The 22,267-nt window shown below is 71.4% G+C and carries 20 protein-coding genes; 16 read left to right on the top strand and 4 right to left on the bottom strand.

The window, feature by feature from the left end; genetic code table 11:
- Positions 1–13: 13 nt before the first annotated feature.
- The gene (locus tag SRB17_RS37420; RefSeq protein WP_153545386.1) at positions 14–1,552 is read right to left on the bottom strand and encodes an MFS transporter; all 1,539 of its coding nucleotides are present in this window, start codon (positions 1,550–1,552) and stop codon (positions 14–16) included.
- 97 nt (positions 1,553–1,649) lie between these two features.
- Between SRB17_RS37420 and SRB17_RS37415 the strand changes: the two genes are divergently transcribed.
- Positions 1,650–2,246 carry a TetR/AcrR family transcriptional regulator gene (locus tag SRB17_RS37415; protein WP_153545384.1) on the top strand — a complete coding sequence of 199 codons (597 nt, stop codon included), beginning with the start codon at positions 1,650–1,652 and terminating at the stop codon, positions 2,244–2,246.
- Between the two features lie 31 nt (positions 2,247–2,277).
- Here SRB17_RS37415 and SRB17_RS37410 read toward each other — a convergent pair whose 3' ends face one another.
- Positions 2,278–3,741: a helix-turn-helix domain-containing protein gene (locus SRB17_RS37410; protein ID WP_153545382.1), complete on the bottom strand. Its 1,464-nt coding sequence runs from the start codon at positions 3,739–3,741 to the stop codon at positions 2,278–2,280.
- Positions 3,742–3,905: 164 nt separating this feature from the next.
- Between SRB17_RS37410 and SRB17_RS37405 the strand changes: the two genes are divergently transcribed.
- The 3 genes from SRB17_RS37405 (at position 3,906) to SRB17_RS37395 (ending at position 7,143) form a co-directional block, all read left to right on the top strand.
- Positions 3,906–4,832: a proline dehydrogenase family protein gene (locus SRB17_RS37405; RefSeq protein ID WP_323377028.1), complete on the top strand. Its 927-nt coding sequence runs from the start codon at positions 3,906–3,908 to the stop codon at positions 4,830–4,832.
- Positions 4,833–4,871: 39 nt separating this feature from the next.
- Positions 4,872–6,503 (top strand): L-glutamate gamma-semialdehyde dehydrogenase, encoded by a 1,632-nt coding sequence (gene pruA / locus SRB17_RS37400; RefSeq protein ID WP_153545380.1) that lies wholly within the window; start codon positions 4,872–4,874, stop codon positions 6,501–6,503.
- 100 nt (positions 6,504–6,603) lie between these two features.
- Complete coding sequence (locus SRB17_RS37395) at positions 6,604–7,143, top strand: GNAT family N-acetyltransferase (protein ID WP_153545378.1); 540 nt, start codon at positions 6,604–6,606, stop codon at positions 7,141–7,143.
- Positions 7,144–7,150: 7 nt separating this feature from the next.
- Here SRB17_RS37395 and SRB17_RS37390 read toward each other — a convergent pair whose 3' ends face one another.
- Positions 7,151–8,146 carry an MDR family NADP-dependent oxidoreductase gene (locus SRB17_RS37390; RefSeq protein ID WP_153545376.1) on the bottom strand — a complete coding sequence of 332 codons (996 nt, stop codon included), beginning with the start codon at positions 8,144–8,146 and terminating at the stop codon, positions 7,151–7,153.
- Positions 8,147–8,249: 103 nt separating this feature from the next.
- On the opposite strand from SRB17_RS37390, the gene SRB17_RS37385 reads away from it, so the two are divergent.
- The 6 genes from SRB17_RS37385 to SRB17_RS37360 all read left to right on the top strand — a co-directional run bounded on the left by SRB17_RS37385 (position 8,250) and on the right by SRB17_RS37360 (position 14,550).
- Complete coding sequence (locus SRB17_RS37385; protein ID WP_323377026.1) at positions 8,250–9,158, top strand: LysR family transcriptional regulator; 909 nt, start codon at positions 8,250–8,252, stop codon at positions 9,156–9,158.
- 226 nt (positions 9,159–9,384) lie between these two features.
- Positions 9,385–9,516 (top strand): hypothetical protein, encoded by a 132-nt coding sequence (locus SRB17_RS47755; RefSeq protein ID WP_153545374.1) that lies wholly within the window; start codon positions 9,385–9,387, stop codon positions 9,514–9,516.
- Positions 9,517–9,594: 78 nt separating this feature from the next.
- Entirely contained in the window at positions 9,595–10,638 is a 1,044-nt protein-coding gene (locus tag SRB17_RS37375) for a 3-isopropylmalate dehydrogenase (protein WP_153545372.1), read from the top strand.
- Between the two features lie 248 nt (positions 10,639–10,886).
- Complete coding sequence (locus tag SRB17_RS37370; protein WP_153545370.1) at positions 10,887–11,975, top strand: branched-chain amino acid aminotransferase; 1,089 nt, start codon at positions 10,887–10,889, stop codon at positions 11,973–11,975.
- Between the two features lie 151 nt (positions 11,976–12,126).
- On the top strand, positions 12,127–13,197 hold the full coding sequence (locus SRB17_RS37365; RefSeq protein WP_153545368.1) for a hypothetical protein: 1,071 nt from the start codon (positions 12,127–12,129) through the stop codon (positions 13,195–13,197).
- A gap of 33 nt (positions 13,198–13,230) precedes the next feature.
- Positions 13,231–14,550: a KamA family radical SAM protein gene (locus tag SRB17_RS37360; protein ID WP_194294246.1), complete on the top strand. Its 1,320-nt coding sequence runs from the start codon at positions 13,231–13,233 to the stop codon at positions 14,548–14,550.
- Positions 14,551–14,692: 142 nt separating this feature from the next.
- Here the strand turns inward: SRB17_RS37360 and SRB17_RS37355 are convergent, their stop codons facing one another.
- On the bottom strand, positions 14,693–16,126 hold the full coding sequence (locus SRB17_RS37355) for a cytosine permease (protein WP_153545364.1): 1,434 nt from the start codon (positions 16,124–16,126) through the stop codon (positions 14,693–14,695).
- Positions 16,127–16,271: 145 nt separating this feature from the next.
- Between SRB17_RS37355 and ureA the strand changes: the two genes are divergently transcribed.
- The 6 genes from ureA (at position 16,272) to SRB17_RS37325 (ending at position 22,233) form a co-directional block, all read left to right on the top strand.
- Positions 16,272–16,955, top strand: a complete 684-nt coding sequence (ureA, locus tag SRB17_RS37350) for an urease subunit gamma (protein WP_323377024.1) — start codon at positions 16,272–16,274, stop codon at positions 16,953–16,955.
- Positions 16,952–18,634: an urease subunit alpha gene (locus tag SRB17_RS37345; protein ID WP_153545362.1), complete on the top strand. Its 1,683-nt coding sequence runs from the start codon at positions 16,952–16,954 to the stop codon at positions 18,632–18,634. The genes ureA and SRB17_RS37345 overlap by 4 nt, the downstream gene beginning before the upstream one ends.
- Before the next feature lie 16 nt (positions 18,635–18,650).
- Positions 18,651–19,694 carry an agmatine deiminase family protein gene (locus SRB17_RS37340; RefSeq protein WP_153545360.1) on the top strand — a complete coding sequence of 348 codons (1,044 nt, stop codon included), beginning with the start codon at positions 18,651–18,653 and terminating at the stop codon, positions 19,692–19,694.
- Positions 19,695–19,720: 26 nt separating this feature from the next.
- Positions 19,721–20,206 (top strand): hypothetical protein, encoded by a 486-nt coding sequence (locus SRB17_RS37335; protein ID WP_323377022.1) that lies wholly within the window; start codon positions 19,721–19,723, stop codon positions 20,204–20,206.
- Positions 20,203–20,814 (top strand): TetR/AcrR family transcriptional regulator, encoded by a 612-nt coding sequence (locus tag SRB17_RS37330; protein ID WP_153545358.1) that lies wholly within the window; start codon positions 20,203–20,205, stop codon positions 20,812–20,814. The genes SRB17_RS37335 and SRB17_RS37330 overlap by 4 nt, the downstream gene beginning before the upstream one ends.
- A gap of 117 nt (positions 20,815–20,931) precedes the next feature.
- The gene (locus tag SRB17_RS37325; RefSeq protein WP_153545356.1) at positions 20,932–22,233 is read left to right on the top strand and encodes an MFS transporter; all 1,302 of its coding nucleotides are present in this window, start codon (positions 20,932–20,934) and stop codon (positions 22,231–22,233) included.
- Positions 22,234–22,267 lie beyond the last annotated feature (34 nt).

The following is a 22,267-nucleotide window of genomic DNA, read 5'->3' as shown; positions in this document are numbered from 1 at the left end:
CTTCTGTGGTGTCCTACGCGTCGTTCCGCACCTCGATCCTCCGCAGGGACAGCGCCGCTCCCACTGCCGCCAGCACCAGGATCACCGCCCCGGCCAGCGCCGCGCCGTGCATGCCGGTGGTGAACGCCTCCCGGGCCGTGGCGAGGAGGGACTGTCCGGCCCGGCCGGGCAGCTGCGCGGCCGTGGCGAGGGCGTCGCCCAGGGTCTCGCGGGCCCCGGCCGGGGCGGTGGCCGGCATCTCGTGGCGGTAGACCGCCGTACCGATCGAGCCGAGGACCGCCATGCCGAGCGCGCCGCCGAACTCGGCGCTGGTCTCCAGCAGGGAGGAGGCCGTGCCCGCCCGCTCCACCGGGGCGCAGCTCATCGCCAGGTCGGTCAGCTGGGAGACGATCGCGACCATCCCGCAGGCGAGGACGCCGGCTCCGGCGAGCGCCAGCCACAACGAGTCGGTGCCGACGAGGGCGAGCATGGAGTAACCGGCGGCCATGGCCGCGAAGCCACCGGAGACGACGTACCCCCGGTTGACCCCCCGCTGGATGAGCATTGCGGTGACCGGACCGGCGAAGCCGATGAACACCGAGGGCAGCAGGCTCCAGAGGGCGGCCGCCAGCGGGCTCTTGCCGAGGACCGACTGCAGGTACTGCGTGGTGAAGATGGCGGAGCCCATCATGGCGAGGGCGGCAATGAGGTTGAGGACCAGCGCCGGGGTGAAGCCGTGGCCCTTCAGCAGGGCCGGCGGGATCAGCGGGGAGGCGCTGGTGCGCTGCCGGTGGACGAACAGGGCCGCGAAGAGCAGGCCGACGGTGACCGAGACGACGTACAGCGGGTGCCAGCCCTCGGAGGGGATCTCCTTCAGGCCGTAGATCACGGGGAGCACGGCGGCCATCGACAGCGGGACGCTCACCCAGTCGAAGCGGCCGGGGTTCGGGTCCTTCGACTCGGGCAGCAGCACCGGGCCGAGGAGCAGGAGCAGGGCCATCGCGGGCAGGTTGACCAGGAAGACCGAGCCCCACCAGAAGTGCTCGACGAGGATGCCGCTCATCACCGAGCCGAGCGCGATGCCGCCGGTCATCACGCCGGACCACAGGCCGATCGCCTTCGCCCGCTGGGCGGGGTCGGTGAACATCGTGCGCAGCAGCGCCATCGTCGACGGCATCAGGGTCGCACCGCCGATGCCGAGGATCGCGCGGGCCGCGATCAGGGTCTCGGCGCTGTCGGCGTAGGCCGCGAGGAGCGAGGCGCCGCCGAAGGCCGCGGCGCCCGTCAACAGGAGCTTGCGGCGGCCGATGCGGTCGCCGAGGGAGCCCATCGTCATCAGCAGGCCGGCCAGGACGAAGCCGTAGACGTCGAAGATCCACAGCTGCTGGGTGCCGCCCGGGTGCAGGTCCGCGCTGATCGCGGGGGTCGCGAAGTACAGGACCGAGACGTCCATCGAGACCAGCAGCAGCGGCAGCATCAGCACGCCGAGAGCGGTCCACTCGCGGCGCCCGGCGCGGGCGGGGGCGGCGCTGTCGGCGCCGGCGGAGGTGGTGGTGCTCGTCGAGTTCGTCATGCCAGTGACTGTACGAGCGTCTTAAACGCTTGTCTAGAACGAGTGTATAAGTCATCTGTCTAGGACGGTCGTATGGACCGGCGCTAGGGTGGTGGGCATGGGACACCGTGAGGATCTGCTCGAGGGCGCCAAGCGCTGCCTGCTGGAGAAGGGGTTCCTGCGCACGACCGCGCGGGACATCGTCAAGGAGTCGGGGACCAACCTGGCGTCGATCGGCTATCACTACGGGTCGAAGGACGCGCTGCTGGTGCAGGCCTATGTCGCGCTGATCGAGGGCGTGGGCGAGAGGTTCGATCCGGCCTACGGCGGCGAGTTCAGCCAGTCGCCGGGCTCGCTGGAGCGCTTCCAGGAGGTGTGGACGACCATCATCCGCACCGTCCCCGAGTCACGGGCGATCTGGCTGCTCAGCTTCGAGCTGATGTTCCAGGACGACGACCGGATCACGGAGGTGCGCAAGCTGCTGGCCGAGGCGCAGAAGGAGGGCCGTTCAGGGCTGGTGTCCCTGTTCAGCGGCATCCCGGAGGCCGACCTCGACGAGGAGGCCGCCGAGACCGAGGGCCGCTTCTACCTGACCCTCCTCAACGGCCTCATGGTCCAGTGGCTCTTCGACCCGGACTCGGCGACCACCGCCGAGCAGCTCACCGAGGGCCTGCGGCGGATCACCGCGGCGGCGGGCGCGGACGGCACCCGGTGAGCTGCCGCTGTGCCGAGACCGGGCAGAATGGTTACAGCCGTGCCCGTTTCAACGCCATGTGCAGCAGCAGGCGGTCCTCGCCGTCGTCCAGGTCCAGGCCCGTCAACTGCTCCACCCGGGACAGCCGGTAGTACAAAGTCTGCCGGTGGACGCCCAGTTCGGCGGCGGTGCGGGCGGCCTGGCCCGCGCAGTCGAGGTAGACCTCGGCGGTGCGGGCCAGTTCCCGGTGTGCGGGGGAGAGCAGGGGGCCGGCCACGGGGTCGTGGGCGGCCTCCGGTGGCAGCGCGGTCAGCAGCCGGTACGGCCCGATGCGCGCCCACTGTGCGACCGGCCCGAACCGCGGCTCGGCCAGCGCGGCGCGCGTGGCGGCGGCGGCCTCCTGCCAGACCGTGCCCAGTTCCGCGAGGCCGACCCGGGGATCACCGACCCCGGCGGCGCACCCCGCGCCCCCGGCCCGGGCCGCTCCGGTGACCCCTGCCGCCGCCGCAGCCGCCCGCGCCCCGGCTCCACGTGCCGCCTTGCCCATCGCAGCGGGCCCTACCCCGGCCTGTGCCCCGCGCGCCGTTCCTCCCGTCGCCCCTGTCCCGGGGGCCGCCTCTGCCCCCCGCGCCGCTCCACCTGCCGTACCAGCCCCGCGGCCCGTTCCTCCCACCGCCCCGCTGCCCGTCGCCCCGCCGCCCCGCGCCCCGCTTCCCGGCGCGAGGTGAGCCCCCTCGGCCTCCTTCAGCAACCGTGTGGCCGCCGCCAGGGCGGGGGTGCTCACCTCCGTCGTGCGCAGCCGTACCAGCAGTGCGAGGCTCTGCTGCGAGGTCCCCCAGGGGAGCGTGCACAGCGCGGTGGCGTGCGGGATCGTACGGGCGGCGGGGGCGTCCTCCGGGTCGGCCGACGGCCAGGGCGCCACACAGACGAGGGTGAGCGGGCCGTCGGCACGGGGGCCGAGCGCGGTACGCAGTTCCGCCACCGCCATGTCCTGCTGCCAGCCGCGCTCGGCGGTGAGCACCGCCCGCAGCTCCCGGCTCAGCCCGGCCCCCGCCTCCGCCTCGTCCGCGAGCAGCGCCCCGATCCGGCCGGCCACCTCCATCGCGGCGGCCAGTTGCGCGTCCGTCAGTCCCGGATCGCCGTCCAGCAGCCAGACGTACCCGAGGACGACACCCCGATGCCGTACCGGCAGGCAGATCCGGCCGCGGTAGACCCCCGCCTCCGGGCTCGGCGGGATCCGCACCGGGCCGGTCGCGCGGGTGATGCCGAAGCCCTCGAACCAGGCGCGCACGGTCGCCGTGGAGCGCCGGGTCAGGATCGAGCGGGTGCGCACCGGGTCCAGCGCGGAGGGATCCAGCTCGTCGTCGCTGTCGTACGCCCCGAAGGCGATCAGCTCGAAGTCGCGGTTCTCCAGGGTCGCCGGGACCCCGAGCAGCTCCGAGATCTCGTCCACGAGCTCCTGGTAGTCACCCCTGAAAGCCTTGAAATCCGCCGCCACTCGGGCATTCTCCCTCATTTTCCGGTGGCCTTCATACATCTGTCTGAGATCCCGTGCACGGATGCGTGACAGCTGTCGATGGCTCACGATCGGAGAGATCCCTAGGTTTCACGGTGGTTCTCCGTGCCGTACCCGAGGCGTTGGGTAATGGCCTATTTGATGCTTGTCTGTGGAGGTGCCCCGTGCTGGGTCCCGTGATTCTCGCCGCGTCGCGAAGCGACCGGATGCGACGCCTGATCTCGGCGGCCCCGGTGACCAAGCAGGTCGTCGACCGCTTCATCCCCGGCGAGACCGTCGACGACATCGTGCCGATCATCAAGGACCTGACGGACAAGGGCCTGGAGCTGACGATGGACGTCGTCGGCGAGGACATCACCACCCCCGGGCAGGCCGCCGCCGCCCGGGACGCCTATCTCGCGCTCATCGACCACCTCGAGGAGCTGGAGCTCGGCGAGCGCGTCGAGATGTCCGTCAAGCTCTCCATGTTCGGTCAGGCGCTCGAAGGCGGGCACGAGCTGGCGCTCGCCAACGTCCGCCCGGTCGTCGAGGCCGCCGCCGCCATCGGTACGACCGTGACGCTGGACGCCGAGGACCACACCACCCTCGACTCGATGTTCGCCATCCACGAGGAGCTGCGGAAGGACTTCCCGCAGACCGGTTGTGTCATCCAGGCCTACCTGTTCCGCACCGAGGCCGACGCCCGCAGGCTCGCCGCCTCCGGCAGCCGCGTCCGCCTGGTGAAGGGCGCCTACAAGGAGCCCGCCGAGGTCGCGTACCAGCAGAAGCACGAGATCGACAAGGCGTACGTCCGTATCCTGCGGATCCTGATGGAGGGCGAGGGGTACCCGATGATCGGGTCGCACGACCCGCGCCTGATCGCCATCGCCCAGGAGCTGGCCCACAAGGCCGGCCGCAAGCTCGACGAGTACGAGTTCCAGATGCTGTACGGCATCCGCGGCGACGAGCACCTGCGCCTGGCCGCCGAGGGCCACCGCATGCGCGTCTACACCGCCTACGGCACCGACTGGTACGGCTACTTCATGCGCCGTCTCGCGGAGAAGCCGGCGAACCTGCGCTTCTTCCTCCGCTCGATGGTCAGCAAGGGCTGAGTCCGAACACCCGCTCACGTACAAGGAGTCAAGGAACCCATGGACGCTGTGACCCAGGTCCCCACCCCGGTCAACGAGCCGGTGCACGGCTACGCCCCCGGCTCGCCCGAGCGCGCCCGGCTGGAGACCAAGCTCAAGGAGCTGGCCGAGAACCCGATCGAGCTGCCGATGACCATCGGCGGCGAGAAGCGGATGGGCGGCGGCGAGACCTTCCAGGTGGTCCAGCCGCACAACCACAAGGCCGTCATCGGCACCGGCCGCCACGCCACCCAGCAGGACGCCCGGGACGCCATCGACGCGGCCCTGGCCGCCGCCCCGGCCTGGCGCGCCATGTCCTTCGACGACCGCGCCGCGATCATCCTGCGCGCCGCCGAGCTGCTGGCCGGCCCCTGGCGCGAGACGATCGCCGCGTCCACCATGCTCGGCCAGTCGAAGACCGCCCAGCAGGCGGAGATCGACACGCCGTGCGAGCTGGTCGACTTCTGGCGCTTCAACGTGCACTACGCCCGCCAGATCCTCGCCGAGCAGCCCCCGGCGAACTCCCCGGGCGTGTGGAACCGCCTGGACCACCGCCCGCTGGAGGGCTTCGTCTACGCGATCACGCCGTTCAACTTCAGCGCCATCGCCGGCAACCTGCCCACCGCGCCCGCACTCATGGGCAACGTCGTCGTCTGGAAGCCGTCCCCGACCCAGACCCACGCCGCCGTGCTGCTGATGCAGCTCCTGGAGGAGGCCGGTCTCCCCAAGGGCGTCATCAACCTCGTCACGGGTGACGGCATCGAGGTCTCCGAGGTCGCCCTTGAGCACCGCGACCTGGCCGGCATCCACTTCACCGGCTCGACCAAGACCTTCCAGTACCTGTGGAAGACGGTCGGCAACAACATCGAGAAGTACCGCTCGTACCCGCGTCTGGTCGGCGAGACCGGCGGCAAGGACTTCCTGGTCGCCCACCCGAGCGCCGACCGCGCGGTGCTGAAGACCGCCCTGACCCGCGGTGCCTTCGAGTACCAGGGCCAGAAGTGCAGCGCGACCTCCCGGGCGTACATCCCGGCGTCGATCTGGAACAGCGGCTTCAGGGAGGAGTTCGCGGCCGAGGTCGACTACCTCACCATGGGTGATGTCACCGACCTGTCGAACTTCGTCGGCGCTGTGATCGACGACCGTGCCTTCGCCAAGAACAAGGCCGCGATCGACCGTGCGAAGTCGGACCCGACCTGCGAGATCGTCGCGGGCGGCAGCTACGACGACTCGGTCGGCTACTTCGTCCGCCCGACGGTCGTCGTCTCCACCGACCCGGAGAACGAGATCTTCCGCACGGAGTACTTCGGCCCGTTCCTCGGCGTCTACGTCTACGAGGACGACCAGTACGACGAGATGCTGACCCAGATGGAGTCGGTGTCCGACTACGCGCTCACGGGCTCGGTCGTCGCGGGCGACCGCGCCGCCGCGGCGTACACGATGGAGAAGCTCCGCTACGCGGCGGGCAACTTCTACATCAACGACAAGTCGACCGGCGCCGTCGTCGGCCAGCAGCCCTTCGGCGGCGGCCGCGCCTCCGGCACCAACGACAAGGCCGGCGCCCCGCAGAACCTCCTGCGCTGGACCCTGACCCGCGCCATCAAGGAGACCCTGGTCCCGCCGACCGACTACTCCTACCCGCACATGGGCTGACCCTCAGCCCCCCGAACGACGGGCCGGGAAGCCTGACACCGAGCAGGCTCCCCGGCCCGTTTCCAATCCGGAGCAGAGTCGGGCAGGAGATAGTGGGGCCATGGTCGTCCGACTGCGTCTCGCCCACACCGCCGACCTCGAACCCGCCGAACTCGACGCCGCCCGCGCCCTGTTGGACGAGGCGTTCGACGGGGGCTTCTCCGACGACGACTGGGATCACGGGCTCGGCGGGATGCATGTGCTGCTGCGGGACCGTTCCGGGCTCGCCGCGCACGGGTCCGTGGTGATGCGGCGCCTCCGGCACCGGGGGCGCTGGCTGCGCACCGGGTACGTCGAGGCCGTCGCCGTACGGCCGGACGCGCGGCGCACCGGGATGGGCGGGCGGGTGATGGCGGAGCTGGAGCGGGTGATCGACCGGGCGTACGACCTCGGCGCGCTCTCCGCGACCGAGGAGGGGGCCCGGCTGTACGCCGCCCGGGGCTGGCAGCAGTGGGGCGGACAGGTGCACGCCCTGTCGCCGGACGGGATCGTACGGCTGCCGGAGGAGGAGGGGGGCGTGTACGTACGGCCCGCGCTCGCCGGCCCGCTCGACCCAGCCGGGGAGCTGGTCCTCGACTGGCGGGACGGAGACATCGCCTGACGAATGGTCAGTTCCGCGCGCGAACCAGGATCTTCCCCATGTTCCCGCCGCGCAGCATCAGCAGGAACGCCTCCACGATCCGCTCGAACCCGTCGACCACCGTCTCGTCCGCCGCCAGCGCCCCGCTGCCCAGATGCGGTACGGCGAAGTCGTACAGCTCCTCCTGTGCGTCCCGGTGGTCCTTCACCAGGAAGCCCTCGATGCGCAGGCTCCTCTCCACCACGTCCGCGTGATCGAAGCGGACGGGCGGGGCGTCCGGGGTGTTGTACTGGCTGATCGTGCCGACCCGCACCACCCGGCCCCGTTCGCGCAGCGCGCCGATCGCCGCGCCGAGCTGGTCGCCGCCGACGTTGTCCACGAAGACGTCGATGCCGGTGGGGGCGGCCTGGGCCAGCAGGCCGGCGACCGGGGCCGCGCGGTAGTCGAAGGCGGCGTCGTAACCGACCTGCTCCGTCAGGTACTTCACCTTCTCCGCGGTGCCCGCGCTGCCGATCACCCGCCCCGCGCCGAGCAGCCGGGCGAAGCGGCCGGCCGCCGTGCCGACGCCGCCCGCCGCGCCGGAGACGAACACGTCCTCGCCCGCGCGCAGCCGGGCGATCCGGGTCAGGGCGACGTACGCCGTCAGGCCCGTGCCGCCCAGCACGCCCAGATACGCCGACAGCGGCACGCCCGGGTGGTGCGGGAGCCGCCGCACCTCCTCCGGGCGCACCACGGAGTGCGTGCGCCAGCCCTGGCGGTGGAAGACGATCTCGCCCTCGGCCGGCTCAGCGGTGCGGGAGGCGATGACCCGGCCCAGCGTGCGGCCCTCCAGCGGGGCGTTCAACGCGAAGGCCCCGTCCATCATTTCGCGGTGGTACGGGTCGACGGACCACAGCAGGTTCTCCACCAGGGCGGTACCGGGCGCCGGTTCGGGCACCGGGGACTCGGCGAAGCGGAAGTGGCCGGCGGTGGGGAAGCCGGTGGGGCGGGCGGTCTGCTGCACGGTGAGCGCGATCTCGGTCATGGCTGTGGACGGTAGGCAGGAATGTGGGGCGGGGGCAGGGGGTTGGGTTCATGGAACGCGCCGAAGCATGAATCCGGCTCATATGTGCAGGTGGGAGCCCACAGTGACAGCAGCAGACCTTGGCCCGCGGGAACTGCGCATCCTCGTCGCCGTGGCCGAGGAGGGGGGATTCTCCGCCGCTGCCGAACGGCTCGGGGCCACCCAGTCCGCCGTCTCCCACGCCGTGCGCGGCATCGAGCGGAAGCTGGGTGTCGTGCTCTTCGAGCGCGGCCGGTTCGGAGCCCGGCCGACGGCCGCGGGGGAGCGATCGGCCGCCCATGCGCGGCGAGTACTGCGCATGCTCCGGGCGCTGGACGCCGACGCCCGCGGGGCGGTCACCGGTGAGCTCTCCGGGCCGCTGCGGATCGCCGCCTTCCGCAGCGCCGCCCTGCGCCTGCTGCCGCCCGCCCTGGAACGGCTCGCGGAACAGCATCCCGGCATCGAGGTGAGCGTCTCCGTCGTACGGGAACTGGGCGCCGGCACCGCGGGCGAGGTCGCCGCCGGACGGGCCGACCTCGGGATCGCCACCCTGAGCGGGCCGCCGCCGGCCGGACTGGTCGGAGGGGTGCTGCTGCGGGAGCCGTACGCCCTGGTGCATCCGGCCGGACACCCGGATCCGCGTACCCTCCCGCTCGTCGACTGGGCCGAGAACTGCGGCTCCTGTACCCGCGCCTGGTGGGCCGCCCAGGACTGGATCCCGGCGGCGACCGTCAACGCCGAGGACGACGGGGCGGTGCTGTCGATGGTGGGCAGCGGGCTCGGCATGGCCATCATGCCCGCGCTCTCCCTCACCGGGGCGCCGCCCGCCGTCGGGATCACCGACCTCGGGCCGGACCGGCCGTACCGCTCCGTCGGTTACGTCACCGCCGCCGAACTGGCCGCCACGGCCGCCGTACGGGCCCTGATCCGCACCCTGCGTTCCCTCGGCGAACCGTCACCCGAACGCACGAAAGCCCAGCTCAGGGCGGTGTGACGCGGCCGGCCGTCTCAGATAGTAGGAAGTCCGAGTAATTGTGCAGACAGAACCGGGCCGCTCCCTTACGTTTGTAGGAGCCGAACGTCTCGCTCGATCAAGCGAATGGCGGTCGTGAGCCGGGCCCGGTGCAGGCAACCCCTGCGGCCCTTCGGCTCCCCGCCCCTTCCGGCGTCTCGCAATCTCCCATTGCCGTGCTCCGTGTTTGCCGAAGGAGTCGATCCCCATGGCCGAGACGACCGTCCGCCGCCGGGTCCGCCACGTGACCCGTACGAGCGAGTCCGACCGTAAGAACGCCGCCGCCGCCCTCCAGCGCGCCCTCGACCGCCGCGACAACGGCGGCGAGACCGGCCACTGAGCCCGCGGCCGACGCCGGCCGTCGTCCATATGATGGACGGGCCGTGTCATCACCTGGGACGAGGAGTAGGGTGCCCGCATGTCTCGCAGCATCAATCTCGCAGTGATCCCCGGGGACGGCATCGGACAGGAAGTCGTGTCCGAGGGTCTCAAGGTCCTCTCCGCCGTCCTGCCGCAGGATGTGAAGCTGGAGACCAAGGAGTACGACTTCGGCGCCAAGCGCTACCACGCCACCGGTGAGACCCTCACCGACGCCGACCTCGACGCGCTGAAGCAGCACGACGCCATCCTGCTCGGTGCCATCGGTGACCCGTCGGTGCCGTCGGGCGTCCTGGAGCGGGGCTTCCTCCTCAAGCTCCGCTTCGCCTTCGACCACCACGTCAACCTGCGCCCGTCGAAGCTCCTCCCCGGTGTCGCCACCCCGCTCGCCGGTCAGCCGGAGATCGACTTCGTGGTCGTCCGCGAGGGCACCGAGGGTCCGTACACCGGCAACGGCGGCACCATCCGCAAGGGCACCGAGCACGAGGTCGCCACCGAGGTCTCCGTCAACACCGCCTTCGGTGTCGAGCGCGTGGTCCGTGACGCCTTCGCCCGCGCCCAGGCCCGCCCGCGCAAGAAGCTCACCCTCGTCCACAAGAACAACGTGCTGACCTTCGCGGGTCACCTGTGGACGAACGTCTTCACCAAGGTGGCCAAGGAGTTCCCCGAGGTCACCACCGACTACATCCACGTCGACGCGGCGACGATCTACCTCGTCACCGACCCCGCGCGGTTCGACGTGATCGTCACCGACAACCTCTTCGGCGACATCATCACCGACCTCGCCGCGGCCGTCTCCGGCGGCATCGGCGTGGCCGCGAGCGGGAACATCAACCCCTCCCGCGAGTTCCCCTCGATGTTCGAGCCGGTCCACGGTTCCGCGCCCGACATCGCCGGCCAGGGCAAGGCCGACCCCACCGCCACGGTCCTGTCCGTCGCCCTGCTGCTGCGCCACCTCGGCTACCACAGCGAGGCCGACCGCATCGACGCGGCGGTCGCCGCGGACCTCACCGAGCGTGCCGCGCTGGGTGCCCGCGGTACCTCGCAGATCGGCGACGCGCTCGCCGCCCGAGTAGCCGGCTGACCCGGCGCTCCACCCACGAGAAGCCGCCGGGCCGTACGACCGCCCGGCGGCTTTCGCCTGTCCCCGCCGGGTGCCACCATCGACCCCTGGGCCGCTTTCACCCCCATTCCTTCCGCCGTGGGCCCCGCGCGATAATCGAACGCGGAGCCGCGGTATGAGGGAAAGCTCGGACGTCCTAACACTGGCAGGTCGCAGTGACGGGGCGTGAGCGCGGCCCGTCACTACAACCGGTGAAGGACAAACCACTCATGACGACGCCCACGATCGAGCTCAAGCCCTCCGCCAGCCCTCTCGCCCGCGCCGAGCGCGAGGCGATCCTGGCCGACCCCGGGTTCGGCCGCCACTTCACCGACCACATGGTGACGATCAGGTGGACCGAGGGCCGTGGCTGGCACGACGCCCAGCTCGTCCCGTACGGCCCGATCTCCCTCGACCCCTCCACCCACGTCCTGCACTACGGCCAGGAGATCTTCGAGGGACTGAAGGCCTACCGCCAGCCCGACGGCTCGATCGCGCTGTTCCGCCCCGAGGCGAACGCCCGCCGCTTCCGCAACTCCGCCCGCCGCATGGCCATGGCCGAGCTGCCCGAGGAGCTGTTCATCGCCGCGCTGGACGCGCTGCTCACCCAGGACGCCGACTGGGTCCCGCCGCACGGTGGCGAACAGTCCCTGTACCTGCGGCCGTTCATGTTCGCCACGGAGGCCGCGCTCGGTGTGCACCCGGCGAACGAGTACCTGTTCATGCTCATCGCCTCGCCCTCCGGCGCGTACTTCTCCGGTGGCGTCAGGCCGGTCACCATCTGGGTCTCCGAGGACCACGTCCGCGCCGTCCCCGGCGGCACCGGCGACGCCAAGACCGGCGGCAACTACGCCGCGTCGCTGCTGCCGCAGGCCGAGGCCGCCGCGCACGGCTGCGACCAGGTCGTCTACCTCGACGCGGTCACCCGCACCAAGGTCGAGGAGAGCGGCAGCATGAACGTCGCCTTCGTCTACGGCGACCGGATCGTCACCCCCGAGCTGACCGGCTCGATCCTGGAGGGCATCACCCGCGACTCCCTGCTCCAGGTCGCCCGCGACCTCGGCTACACCGCCGAGGAGGGCGTGATCAGCCTGGAGCAGTGGCGTGCGGACGCCGCCTCCGGTGCCCTGACCGAGGTCTTCGCCTGCGGCACCGCCGCCGTGGTCACGCCCATCGGCCACGTCAAGACCAAGACGGACGCCTGGACCCACGGCGACGGCACCCCCGGCGAGGTCACCCTCCGCCTGCGCGAGGCCCTCCTCGGCATCCAGCGCGGCGTGACGGACGACAAGCACGGCTGGATGCACACCATCGGCTGAGGTCCGCCGCACCGGCCGCCCGACGGAAGCGAATGGCGCGCGCGTTCGAGGCGTACCCCCATTCCCGTCCGGGTATCCACCCCTTCCGCGGGGGCGCGTGCCCCCGCGGACACACATCCGGGGTGACACCCGACACGGGGGAGGGGCGCACGTGAACGCATGGTCGCCGGTGCCAAGACTGCGCTGGTTACTGCGGGCGTTACGCACTCCGCGCCGGCCGCAGAGCCTCACCGCGCTCGCGGCCCTCACCGGCTGCGCGGCCCTGCTGCTGTGGACCGCTCACGGCATGGACGCCTACCAGCAGAACCTCGCCCTCAATCTCGGTACCGACCTCGTCGGCGTGGTCATCACCGTGTTCGTGATCGGCCCGCTGATCTCCCGCGCCCAGGAAGGCCGGGTCCGTGAGCACACCCGGCTGGACTACGAGTGGTTCGCCTCCCAGGTGCACGGCGCGACGGCCTGCGTGAAGGTGCTGGACACCTTCTCCAACCTGTTCGGGCCGCAGTTCTCCGAGCGTCTCTTCCGGGGGATCAGGGCGGCCACCGCCGACGGGGCACGGGTGCAGATCCTGCTGCTCGACCCCGACTCGCTCGCCGTCATCCTGCGCGGCCGTGAACTGGGCGAGCAGAGCGCCGACATCCGCCGCGACATCATGCGCAACCTGCGCACCCTGGACCACTTCGCGCGCCGCCTGGACGACACCTCCCGTGCCCTGCTGGAGGTCCGCCTGTGCCAGACGTCCCCCGGCGTGACGCTCTACCGCTGGGACGAGCGCTGTCTGGTCTCCTTCCTGACGGTGGGCCGGCTGTCCGGCGAGGGCGTCCAGCTGGAGGTCGCCGTCCGCTCCCCGCTCGGCACCTTCGTGGAGCAACGCTTCGACGAGCTGTGGGGGCAGAGCAAGCCGATGGAGCACTTCACCCGGATGCCGCTCACCCTGGTCGACGCCTCCGACGGCCGCCGGGAGTTCCGCTGCCCGTTCGTGTCCCTCGAAGACCGCCTGTACGTCGCCGGGCCCGACCTGGTGTCGTACATGGCCCGGCACCGCCTCGACCAACTCTCCGCCCACAGTGAGGCCTTGGCCGTGCCCGGCGGACACGAGCTGATCGTGGTCGACGACGAAAGTCCGCTGCACGCGCTCCTCATCCAGCACTTCACGGAGAAGTACGATGCGTCGGCGGCCGCGTTCGTGGAGTTGCGACCGCCGGTCCTGGTCACGGAGTAGCGGACCCGGCACAGAATTGAGGCACTGGCACAGATGAGTTCAGCGCTCCACCCCGCTTTGCACGCGAGACCCCGGTATCGCGCCTTCACCCCCCGTGACCTGGACGGACTGCTGGACCGGGTGTCCCTGCCGCCCGCCGAGCGGCTCGCACTGCGGGCTGTGTCGGCGGTCCTGCCCTTCCGTACGAACTCCTACGTGGTGGACGAACTGATCGACTGGTCGGCCGTCCCGGAGGACCCCGTCTTCCGGCTGACCTTCCCGCAGAGCGGCATGCTGCCCGCGCCCGAACTGCGCCGGATGGCGGACCTGCTCGCCCAGGACGCGCCGGCCGCCGAGGTCCGGCGCGCCGCGCACGAGATCCGGATGCGGCTCAACCCGCATCCCTCCGGCCAGCTCGACGCCAACGTCCCCGTGCACGAGGGCCGCCGTCTGACGGGGCTTCAGCACAAGTACCCCGAGACGGTGCTGATCTTCCCGCGGCAGGGCCAGACCTGCCATGCCTACTGCACCTACTGCTTCCGCTGGCCGCAGTTCGTCGGCGAGTCCGAGCTGCGTATCGCCACCGACGACATCGCCGCCACCAGCGCCTATCTGCGTGCCCACCCGGAGGTGAGCAGCACGCTCATCACCGGCGGCGACCCGCTGGTGATGAGCACCGAGGTGCTGCGCCGCTATGTGGAGCCGCTGCTCGGCATCGACACCGTCCGCTCGGTCCGGATCGGCACCAAGGCGCTCGCCTTCTGGCCGTACCGCTTCCTGACCGACCGGGACGCCGACGATCTGCTGCGGCTCTTCGAGAAGGTCGTGGCAAGCGGCCGCCACCTGGCGCTCATGGCCCACTTCACGCACCCGCAGGAACTGCGCCCGCCGGCGGTGCGAGAGGCGATGAGACGGGTGCGGGACACCGGCGCCGTGATCCGCTGCCAGGGCCCGCTGGTCGCCGGGATCAACGACAGCGCCGAGGCATGGGCGGAGCTCTGGGAGGAGACGACCACACTGGGGGCGGTGCCGTACTACCAGTTCGTGGAGCGGGACACCGGCCCGCAGGGCTACTTCGGGGTGCCGCTGGCCCGCGGCCACGCGATCTTCCGTGACGCCTACGCCCGGGTCTCCGGGCTCGCCCGCACGGTGCGCGGACCGGTGATGTCGGCGATGCCGGGCAAGGTCTGCGTGGACGGCGTCGCCGAGGTGGCGGGCGAGAAGGTCTTCGTCCTCCACCTCATCCAGGCCCGCGACCCCGAACTGGTGGACCGGCCGTTCTTCGCCGCGCACGACGAGGGCGCGACCTGGTTCACCGACCTGAAGCCGGCCTTCGGCGCGGACCACTTCCTGCCGGGTCTGGAGGTGGGGTGACTCCCTAGGTCCTGTCGTCGGACTCCCTCCCCCAGCCTTCGGCCGGGGGACCCCAGAGCACGCACCTTCGACGTACATGGCCGCTCCGCGGCGGGCGCGAGGCACGCCCTCGGGGCGGACGACGGGAGTTCGACGACAGGACCTAGCCCCGGCTCTCCGCGCCGACCGGTTCCTGTGCGGCCTCGGCGCGGGCCGGTGCCGTCCGGGTCGTGAGGGCCAGGTGGATCACGCCGCCGACCGCGCCCGACAGCAGGAAGCTGCAGTCGACGCCGCCGGTCAGGTGCAGCAGCGGGCCCTGGTACGACGGCAGGGACACGGCCAGCAGGCCGACGCCGGCGCCCAGCGCCCAGGAGACGGTCGCCCGGATGTTCCAGCCGGCCCGGTACCAGTAGATCCCGCCCCGCGAGCGGCGGTTGAAGACCTGCAGGGCGTCGGCGTCGTACACACCCCGGCAGCGGGCGAAGCCGATGAGGGTGATCACGGCCCACGGGGTGCCGATGGCGGTGAGGAGGAGGACGAAGGACGTCATCGCGGACTGGGCGTTCCAGGCGTAGTGGCCGACGAAGACACAGGCCGTGGCGACGATCGCGACCGTGTAGGTGGCGCGGGCGCGGGACGCCCTGGGCAGGATGGCGTCCAGGTCGAGGCCCATGGAGTACAGCATCAGACCGGCGTTGCCGACCGAGCCGGCCGAGGCGGACAGCAGCAGCGGGATCAGGTACCAGGACGGGGAGGCCGCCACCAGCGGACCGGCGTAGTCGAGCGCCGCGTGGGCGCCGTACGCCGTGAAGGTGCCGAACAGCTGCGGCACCAGCAGGCCCAGGGTCAGGCCCAGCCAAGTGGCCCGCAGGACACGGCGGTTGGAGTGCCGGGCGGGGGAGATGTAGCGGGTGTAGTCGCCGAGCAGGGTGATGAAGGCGATCGGGCCGGACAGGCCGGCGGCCACGGCGGACAGGAACCAGGTCGGCCAGAAGGAGCCGAGCAGATAGCCGCCCGTCTGGGGCAGCGCGGCGGTGGTGAAGTGCGGGGCGTAGGCGAAGACGCCGAGCACCAGCAGGACGGTCATGCCGATGGACAGCACCTTGGACATGTTCAGCAGTACCCGGTAGCCGTACACCGCGCCCGCGACCGTGGCACCGGCGAGCAGCGCGTAGACCACGGCGTACGACGCCCCGTCCTCGGGCAGCCCGAACATCCGGCCCAGCACGCCGATCATCACGTCGCCGCCGATCCACACCGTCAGCGCCGTGTAGCCGAGGGCGAGCAGCAGGCCGACGACCGAGCCGACCAGCCGGCCCCGGACGCCGAACTGGGCGCCGGAGGAGGTGGAGAGGTTGGTCGCGGTGCGCAGGGAGATGAGGGCCAGCGGTGCCGTCACCGCCGTACCGACGACCGTGCCCGCCACGATCGAGGTGACCGACGCCCACCAGCCGAGTCCGAAGGACGGGGGCAGCCAGCCGAAGATGATCACCCCGAGGCAGAGGTTGGAGCCGAGCAGGATCGAGACGAGGTCGCGCGGACCGCTGGTCCGCTCCTCGTCCGGGATGGTGTCGACTCCGCGCTGTTCTATCGGCATGGCTGGTCTCCTTCGACTCCTGCCGGTTCGGTTTGAGCGACGTTCAATGTGACGTGAAGCCTTGTCCGGGGTCAATGCTTCCGTTTCATGAATTCCGTGTTTAGAGTGATGTTCTAAAGCAGGGAAGACAAGGAGGTGCCGCGTCGTGAGACTGACCCCTACGGAGCGTGACCGGCTGCTGCTCTTCGGGGCCGCCGAGCTGGCCCGGGCCCGTCGGGCGCGCGGCCTGAAGCTGAACGTGCCGGAGGCGACCGCGCTGATCGCGGACACCGTGTGCGAGGCGGCACGGGACGGTAGGCGGCTCGCTGAGGCCATCGAGGCGGCCCGCTCCGTGCTCGGCCCCGAGGACGTGCTGCCGGGCGTCGCCGACGTCGTCACCGAGGTGATGGTCGAGGCGGTCTTCGACGACGGCTCCCGGCTCGCGGTGGTCTCCGACCCCATCGGCGGCGGCCTCGGCGAGCGGGCACCCGGCGCTCTGCTCCCGGCGCCCGGGCACGCCGAGCCGGAGGCGGTCATGCGGCTCCGGGTCACCAACACGGCGACCGTGCCGGTCTCCGTCACCTCCCACTTCCACTTCTTCGAGGCCAACCCGCGGCTGGACTTCGCGCGGGAGAAGGCCTACGGGATGCGCCTCGCCGTTCCCGCGGGCTCCTCGATGCGCTTCGGCCCCGGCGAGAGCGTCGAGGTGGGCCTGGTGCCGATCGGCGGCGACCGCATCGCGATCGGCTTCGCCGGGCTGGTCGACGGGCCGCTGGACGCGCCCGGCGCGCGGGAGGAGGCCCTGCGCAGGGCCGCGGCCTGCGGATACCTGGGAACGGAGAACCGATGAACCCCTACGAGTACGCCGCCACCCACGGCCCGCGCGCCGGTGACCGCATCCGCCTCGGCGACTCCGGGCTCACCGTCCGGGTCGAGTCCGACTCCCAGCGCCACGGCGACGAGTTCCTGGCCGGCTTCGGCAAGACCGCCCGCGACGGACTGCACCTGAAGGCCGCCGCCGTCCGCGCCACGTGTGACGTCGTGATCAGCAACGTCGTGGTGATCGACCCGGTGCAGGGCATCCGCAAGGTGTCGATCGGCATCCGCGAGGGGCGCATCTGCGCCATCGGGCGGGCCGGCAACCCGGACACCCTCGACGGCGTGGACGTCGTCGTCGGCACCGGCACCTCCATCGTCTCCGGCGAGGGGCTGATCGCCACCGCCGGTGCCGTCGACACCCACGTCCACCTGCTGTCGCCGCGCATCATGGAGGCCTCCCTCGCCTCCGGCGTGACCACGATCATCGGGCAGGAGTTCGGACCCGTCTGGGGCGTCGGCGTCAACTCGCCCTGGGCGCTCAGGCACGCCTTCAACGCCTTCGACGCCTGGCCGGTCAACATCGGCTTCCTGGGCCGGGGTTCCTCGTCCTCCGCCGCGCCCCTGGTGGAGGCGCTGGCTGAAGGGGGAGCCTCCGGCTTCAAGGTGCACGAGGACATGGGCGCCCACACCCGCGCCCTCGACACGGCCCTGCGGGTCGCCGAGGAGCACGACGTCCAGGTCGCCCTGCACAGCGACGGCCTGAACGAGTGCCTGTCGGTCGAGGACACCCTGAAGGTGCTGGAGGGTCGCACCATCCACGCCTTCCACATCGAGGGCTGCGGCGGCGGACACGTGCCCAACGTGCTGAAGATGGCCGGCGTCCCGAACGTCATCGGCTCCTCCACCAACCCCACCCTGCCCTTCGGCCGGGACGCGGTCGCCGAGCACTACGGCATGATCGTGTCCGTCCACGACCTCAAGCCCGACCTGCCCGGCGACGCCGCCATGGCCCGCGACCGCATCCGGGCCGGCACCATGGGCGCCGAGGACGTGCTGCACGACCTGGGCGCGATCGGCATCACCTCCTCCGACGCCCAGGGCATGGGCCGGGCCGGTGAGACCGTGCGCCGTACCTTCGCCATGGCCGGCAAGATGAAGACCGAGCTGGGCCCCATGGACGGCGACGGCGAGGGCGACGACAACGCCCGTGTCCTGCGCTACATGGCCAAGCTGACCATCAACCCGGCCATCGCCCACGGCCTCTCCCACGAGGTCGGCTCGATCGAGGTCGGCAAGCTCGCGGACATCGTGCTGTGGCGCCCGGAGTACTTCGGCGCCAAGCCGCAGCTCGTCCTCAAGTCCGGCTTCCCGGCCTACGGCGTGACCGGTGACCCCAACGCGGCCACCGACACCTGCGAACCCCTCGTGCTGGGCCCGCAGTTCGGCTCGTACGGCGCCACGGCGGCCGACCTCTCGGTCGCGTTCGTCGCCCGGGCGGCCGTGGACCAGGGCAACGACACGATGCCCACGCGGCGCAGAAGGGTCGCCGTGCGCGGCACCCGGGGCATCGGGCCGGCCGACCTGCGGCTGAACGCCCGGATCGGCGCGGTCGACGTCGACCAGCGCACCGGTCTGGTCACCCTCGACGGCGACCCGCTGCGCTCCGAACCGGCCGACTCGGTCTCCCTCAACCGCCTCTACTTCCTCTAGTCATCAGGGATTTCACATGACCACCCCCGCCGCCGACGGCTTCCGTATGCCCGCCGAGTGGACCCCGCACGAGCGCACCTGGATGGCGTGGCCGGGCCCCAACCCCACCTTCGACGACCCGGACGACCTCGCCGCCTCCCGCGCGGCCTGGGCCTCGGCGGCCCGCGCGATCCGCCGCTTCGAGCCGGTGACGGTCGTCTGCGGTCCCGGTCAGTCGGCGCAGGCACAGGCGCTGCTCGGCCCGGACATCGACACCGTCGAACGCGACCTGGACGACGCCTGGATGCGGGACATCGGCCCCACCTTCCTGACCGACGGCAAGGGCGGACTGGCCGCCGTCGACTGGACGTTCAACGGCTGGGGAGCCCAGGACTGGGCCCGCTGGGAGCACGACTCCAAGATCGCCGCGTACGTCTCCGACCTCGCGGGCGCGAAGACGTACGCCTCGAAGCTGGTCAACGAGGGCGGCGCGATCCACGTCGACGGCGAGGGCACCGTGCTGCTCACCGAGACCGTGCAGCTCGGCCCCGAGCGCAACCCGCACTGGTCGAAGGAGCAGGTCGAGGCGGAGATCCACGCCCACCTCGGCACGGAGAAGGCGATCTGGCTGCCGCGGGGCCTCACCGGCGACTACCCGCCCTACGGCTTCGGAACGCTGGGCCACGTGGACATCGTGGCCGCCTTCGCCCGGCCGGGCGTCGTGGTGGCCCACTCCCAGCCGGACCCGGCCCACCCCGACCACGAGGTCACCAAGGAGGTCATCGGCATCCTGCGCTCCCAGACGGACGCCCGGGGCCGCGCCCTGGAGGTCGTGGAGGTGCCCGCGCCGACCGTCCTGGAGGCGGACGGCCACTGGGCCGACTACTCCTACATCAACCACTACATCTGCAACGGCGGCCTGGTGCTGTGCGGCTTCGACGACCCGCGCGACGAGATCGCCGCCGGGATCTTCCGCCGGCTCTTCCCCGAGCGCACGGTGACCCTGGTGGACGCGCGCCAGATCTTCGCCGGAGGCGGAGGCATCCACTGCGTCACCCAGCAGCAGCCGAAGGTCCGGTGACGGCCCGCTTCGGGTAGAACATACGGGTGAACGTCCTGGTGTGCGCGGCCTGCGGCCGCCGTCTCAGCCCGCCGCTGCGGCTGCTGCCCGAGCTGCCCGAACGTCCGGAGTACGACGGGCAGGACGGAGCGCGGCAGGCCCCGTCGACCGTGCCACGCGGCACTTACGCGGTGGATCCCGAGCCGTCCGGGGGGCCGTACGTGCCGCATCCGGACCCGGAGTGGATGGGGGCGGCCCGCCCCGGCGCCGTCATGCTGGATCCCGACAGTCCGGGGTGCCTGATGTCGGCGGGGCCGCGCGACACGCTCGTCGTCCACCCTGCCGACGACAGGGGCTTCCTCTCCCCCAACGCGGACGTCCGGTCGAACGGGTGCCGCAGCCTTCCGGAAGGCGACGGACCTGACGGGGTGTGTCCCGGCTGCGGGGTGGGAGCGGCGTCGTCGTTCAGCTCGTGCACCGGCCCCTACGAGACCCACTTCCTGCCCGACGCCGTACGGACGGTCCCCGCATGAGCGAGAACCGGTCCCCCCGCCGCCGTACCCCCGCCCCGCCCCGCGAGGACGTCCTCGTCGCCGCCATGGACATGATCGCCGAGCGCGGCCTGGAGAAGCTCACCATGGCGGCGCTCGGCCGCGAGGTCGGGATGAGCAGCGGCCATCTCCTGTACTACTTCCGCTCCAAGGACGAGCTGCTGCTGCGGACCCTGGAGTGGAGCGAGGGGCGGTTGGGCGCCGAGCGGGGGCGACTGCTGACCCGTCCCGGGACCGCGCGGGAACGTCTGTCCGCGTACGTCGACCTGTACGTCCCCGACGGCCACCGCGACCCGCACTGGACGCTGTGGCTGGAGGTCTGGAACCGGTCGCAGAACGCCGACGACGACGCGCGTGCCCGGCAGGTGGCCATCGAGGGTGCTTGGCATCGCGACCTGGTCGCGCTGATCGCCGAGGGGATCTCTCGCGGGGAGTTCCGGCCGGTGGACGCGGACCGCTTCGCGACGCGGTTGCGTGCGCTGCTCGACGGGTTCTCCATCCATGTGGCCATCGGGTTGCGCGGCACGGATCGGGAGCAAGTGCTCGCGCACGTGAGAGAGTTCATCGAGGATGCGCTCGTGGTCGCGTAGCCGCCGCGCCGTCGTGGCTGGTCGCGCAGTTCCCCGCGCCCCTTTGGGGCGCTCCCCGCGCCGTCGGCTGCATGGGTAAAGGAATCGTTTCCTCCGTCGCAGGGCAAGTAACGCCGCATGGGACGACAACACTGGAAGAAGATCTGGGTCGGCTCGGCGGGCAACATGGTCGAGTGGTTCGACTGGTTCGTGTACGCGAGCTTCGCCACCTACTTCGCCGGCGCGTTCTTCCCGAGCGGGAACCCCACCGCCCAGCTGATGAACACCGCCGGCATCTTCGCCGTCGGGTTCTTCATGCGCCCCGTGGGCGGCTGGCTGCTGGGCAGGGTCGGTGACCGCAAGGGCCGTAAGGCGGCGCTGACGCTGACCGTCACGCTGATGTCGGCGTCCGCGATCCTCATCGCCGTCGCGCCGACCTACGCGGTCGCCGGCTACGGCGGCGCGCTCGTGCTGCTCGTCGCCCGGCTGCTGCAGGGACTGTCGGTCGGCGGCGAGTACGCGGCCAGCGCCACCTATCTGACCGAGGCGTCCGACCCGAAGCGGCGCGGGTTCGCCTCCAGCTTCCAGTACGTCTCCATGACCGCCGGCCAGATCATCGGCCTCGGGCTGCAGATCATCCTCCAGCGGACCATGTCCGACAGCGCGCTGCACAGCTACGGCTGGCGGATCCCGTTCGTCGTCGGCGCGCTCGGCGCCGCCGTCGTCCTCTATCTGCGCCGCAGCATGCTGGAGACCGAGCTGTACGAGGAGGACGCCGCACACGCCGAGGAGCGCGGCACCCTGCGGGCCCTGTGGCAGCACCGGCGGGAGGCGTTCCTGGTCATCGCCCTCACCATGGGCGGCACGGTCGCGTACTACACGTACACCACCTATCTGACGAAGTACCTCTCCAACTCGGCCGGACTGTCCAAGGAGACGGCGACGCTCGTGTCCTTCACCGCGCTGATCGTCTTCGCCGCACTCCAGCCGCTCGCCGGCGCCCTGTCGGACCGGATCGGCCGCCGCCCGCTGCTGATCACCTTCGCGGTCGGCTCCACCGTCCTCACCGTGCCGATCATGACCCTCCTCAAGCACGCGGGCAGCTTCTGGCCGGCCCTCGGTCTCGCCCTGCTCGCGCTGGTCGTCGTCACCGGCTACACCTCGATCAACGCCTGCGTGAAGGCCGAGCTGTTCCCGACCGGCATCCGCGCCCTGGGCGTGGCCCTGCCGTACGCCCTCGCCAACGCCCTGTTCGGCGGTACCGCGGAATACGTCGCCCTGTGGTTCAAGAAGGCCGGGATCGAGTCCGGCTTCTCCTGGTACGTGGCGGGCTGCGCCGCCGTGTCGCTCGTGGTGTACGTCACCATGCGGGAGACGAAGGACCTGGACCTCGCCCGGGTGAGGGACCGCGCGGATTCCAGTCTGACGCCCGCATCCTGAGACGGACGGCGAGTCGGGGGCGGGATTGTGCCAG

Origin of the sequence: Streptomyces sp. RB17, from assembly GCF_009604455.1 — a bacterium.
Lineage (GTDB): Bacteria > Actinomycetota > Actinomycetes > Streptomycetales > Streptomycetaceae > Streptomyces.
Note: the sequence above shows the minus strand (reverse complement) of the source record. Positions and strands in the feature narration are given on the sequence as shown.

Bases quoted from the DNA above. Each gene is read 5' to 3' on its own strand.
- SRB17_RS37410 (WP_153545382.1), bottom strand. From the start codon at position 3,741: ATGAGGGAGAATGCCCGAGTGGCGGCGGATTTCAAGGCTTTCAGGGGT.
- SRB17_RS37370 (WP_153545370.1), top strand. From the start codon at position 10,887: ATGACGACGCCCACGATCGAGCTCAAGCCCTCCGCCAGCCCTCTCGCC.
- SRB17_RS37325 (WP_153545356.1), top strand. From the start codon at position 20,932: ATGGGACGACAACACTGGAAGAAGATCTGGGTCGGCTCGGCGGGCAAC.
- SRB17_RS37360 (WP_194294246.1), top strand. From the start codon at position 13,231: ATGAGTTCAGCGCTCCACCCCGCTTTGCACGCGAGACCCCGGTATCGC.
- SRB17_RS37375 (WP_153545372.1), top strand. From the start codon at position 9,595: ATGTCTCGCAGCATCAATCTCGCAGTGATCCCCGGGGACGGCATCGGA.
- SRB17_RS47755 (WP_153545374.1), top strand. From the start codon at position 9,385: ATGGCCGAGACGACCGTCCGCCGCCGGGTCCGCCACGTGACCCGTACG.
- pruA (WP_153545380.1), top strand. From the start codon at position 4,872: ATGGACGCTGTGACCCAGGTCCCCACCCCGGTCAACGAGCCGGTGCAC.
- SRB17_RS37415 (WP_153545384.1), top strand. From the start codon at position 1,650: ATGGGACACCGTGAGGATCTGCTCGAGGGCGCCAAGCGCTGCCTGCTG.
- SRB17_RS37340 (WP_153545360.1), top strand. From the start codon at position 18,651: ATGACCACCCCCGCCGCCGACGGCTTCCGTATGCCCGCCGAGTGGACC.
- SRB17_RS37345 (WP_153545362.1), top strand. From the start codon at position 16,952: ATGAACCCCTACGAGTACGCCGCCACCCACGGCCCGCGCGCCGGTGAC.
- SRB17_RS37420 (WP_153545386.1), bottom strand. From the start codon at position 1,552: ATGACGAACTCGACGAGCACCACCACCTCCGCCGGCGCCGACAGCGCC.
- SRB17_RS37390 (WP_153545376.1), bottom strand. From the start codon at position 8,146: ATGACCGAGATCGCGCTCACCGTGCAGCAGACCGCCCGCCCCACCGGC.
- SRB17_RS37330 (WP_153545358.1), top strand. From the start codon at position 20,203: ATGAGCGAGAACCGGTCCCCCCGCCGCCGTACCCCCGCCCCGCCCCGC.
- SRB17_RS37355 (WP_153545364.1), bottom strand. From the start codon at position 16,126: ATGCCGATAGAACAGCGCGGAGTCGACACCATCCCGGACGAGGAGCGG.
- SRB17_RS37395 (WP_153545378.1), top strand. From the start codon at position 6,604: ATGGTCGTCCGACTGCGTCTCGCCCACACCGCCGACCTCGAACCCGCC.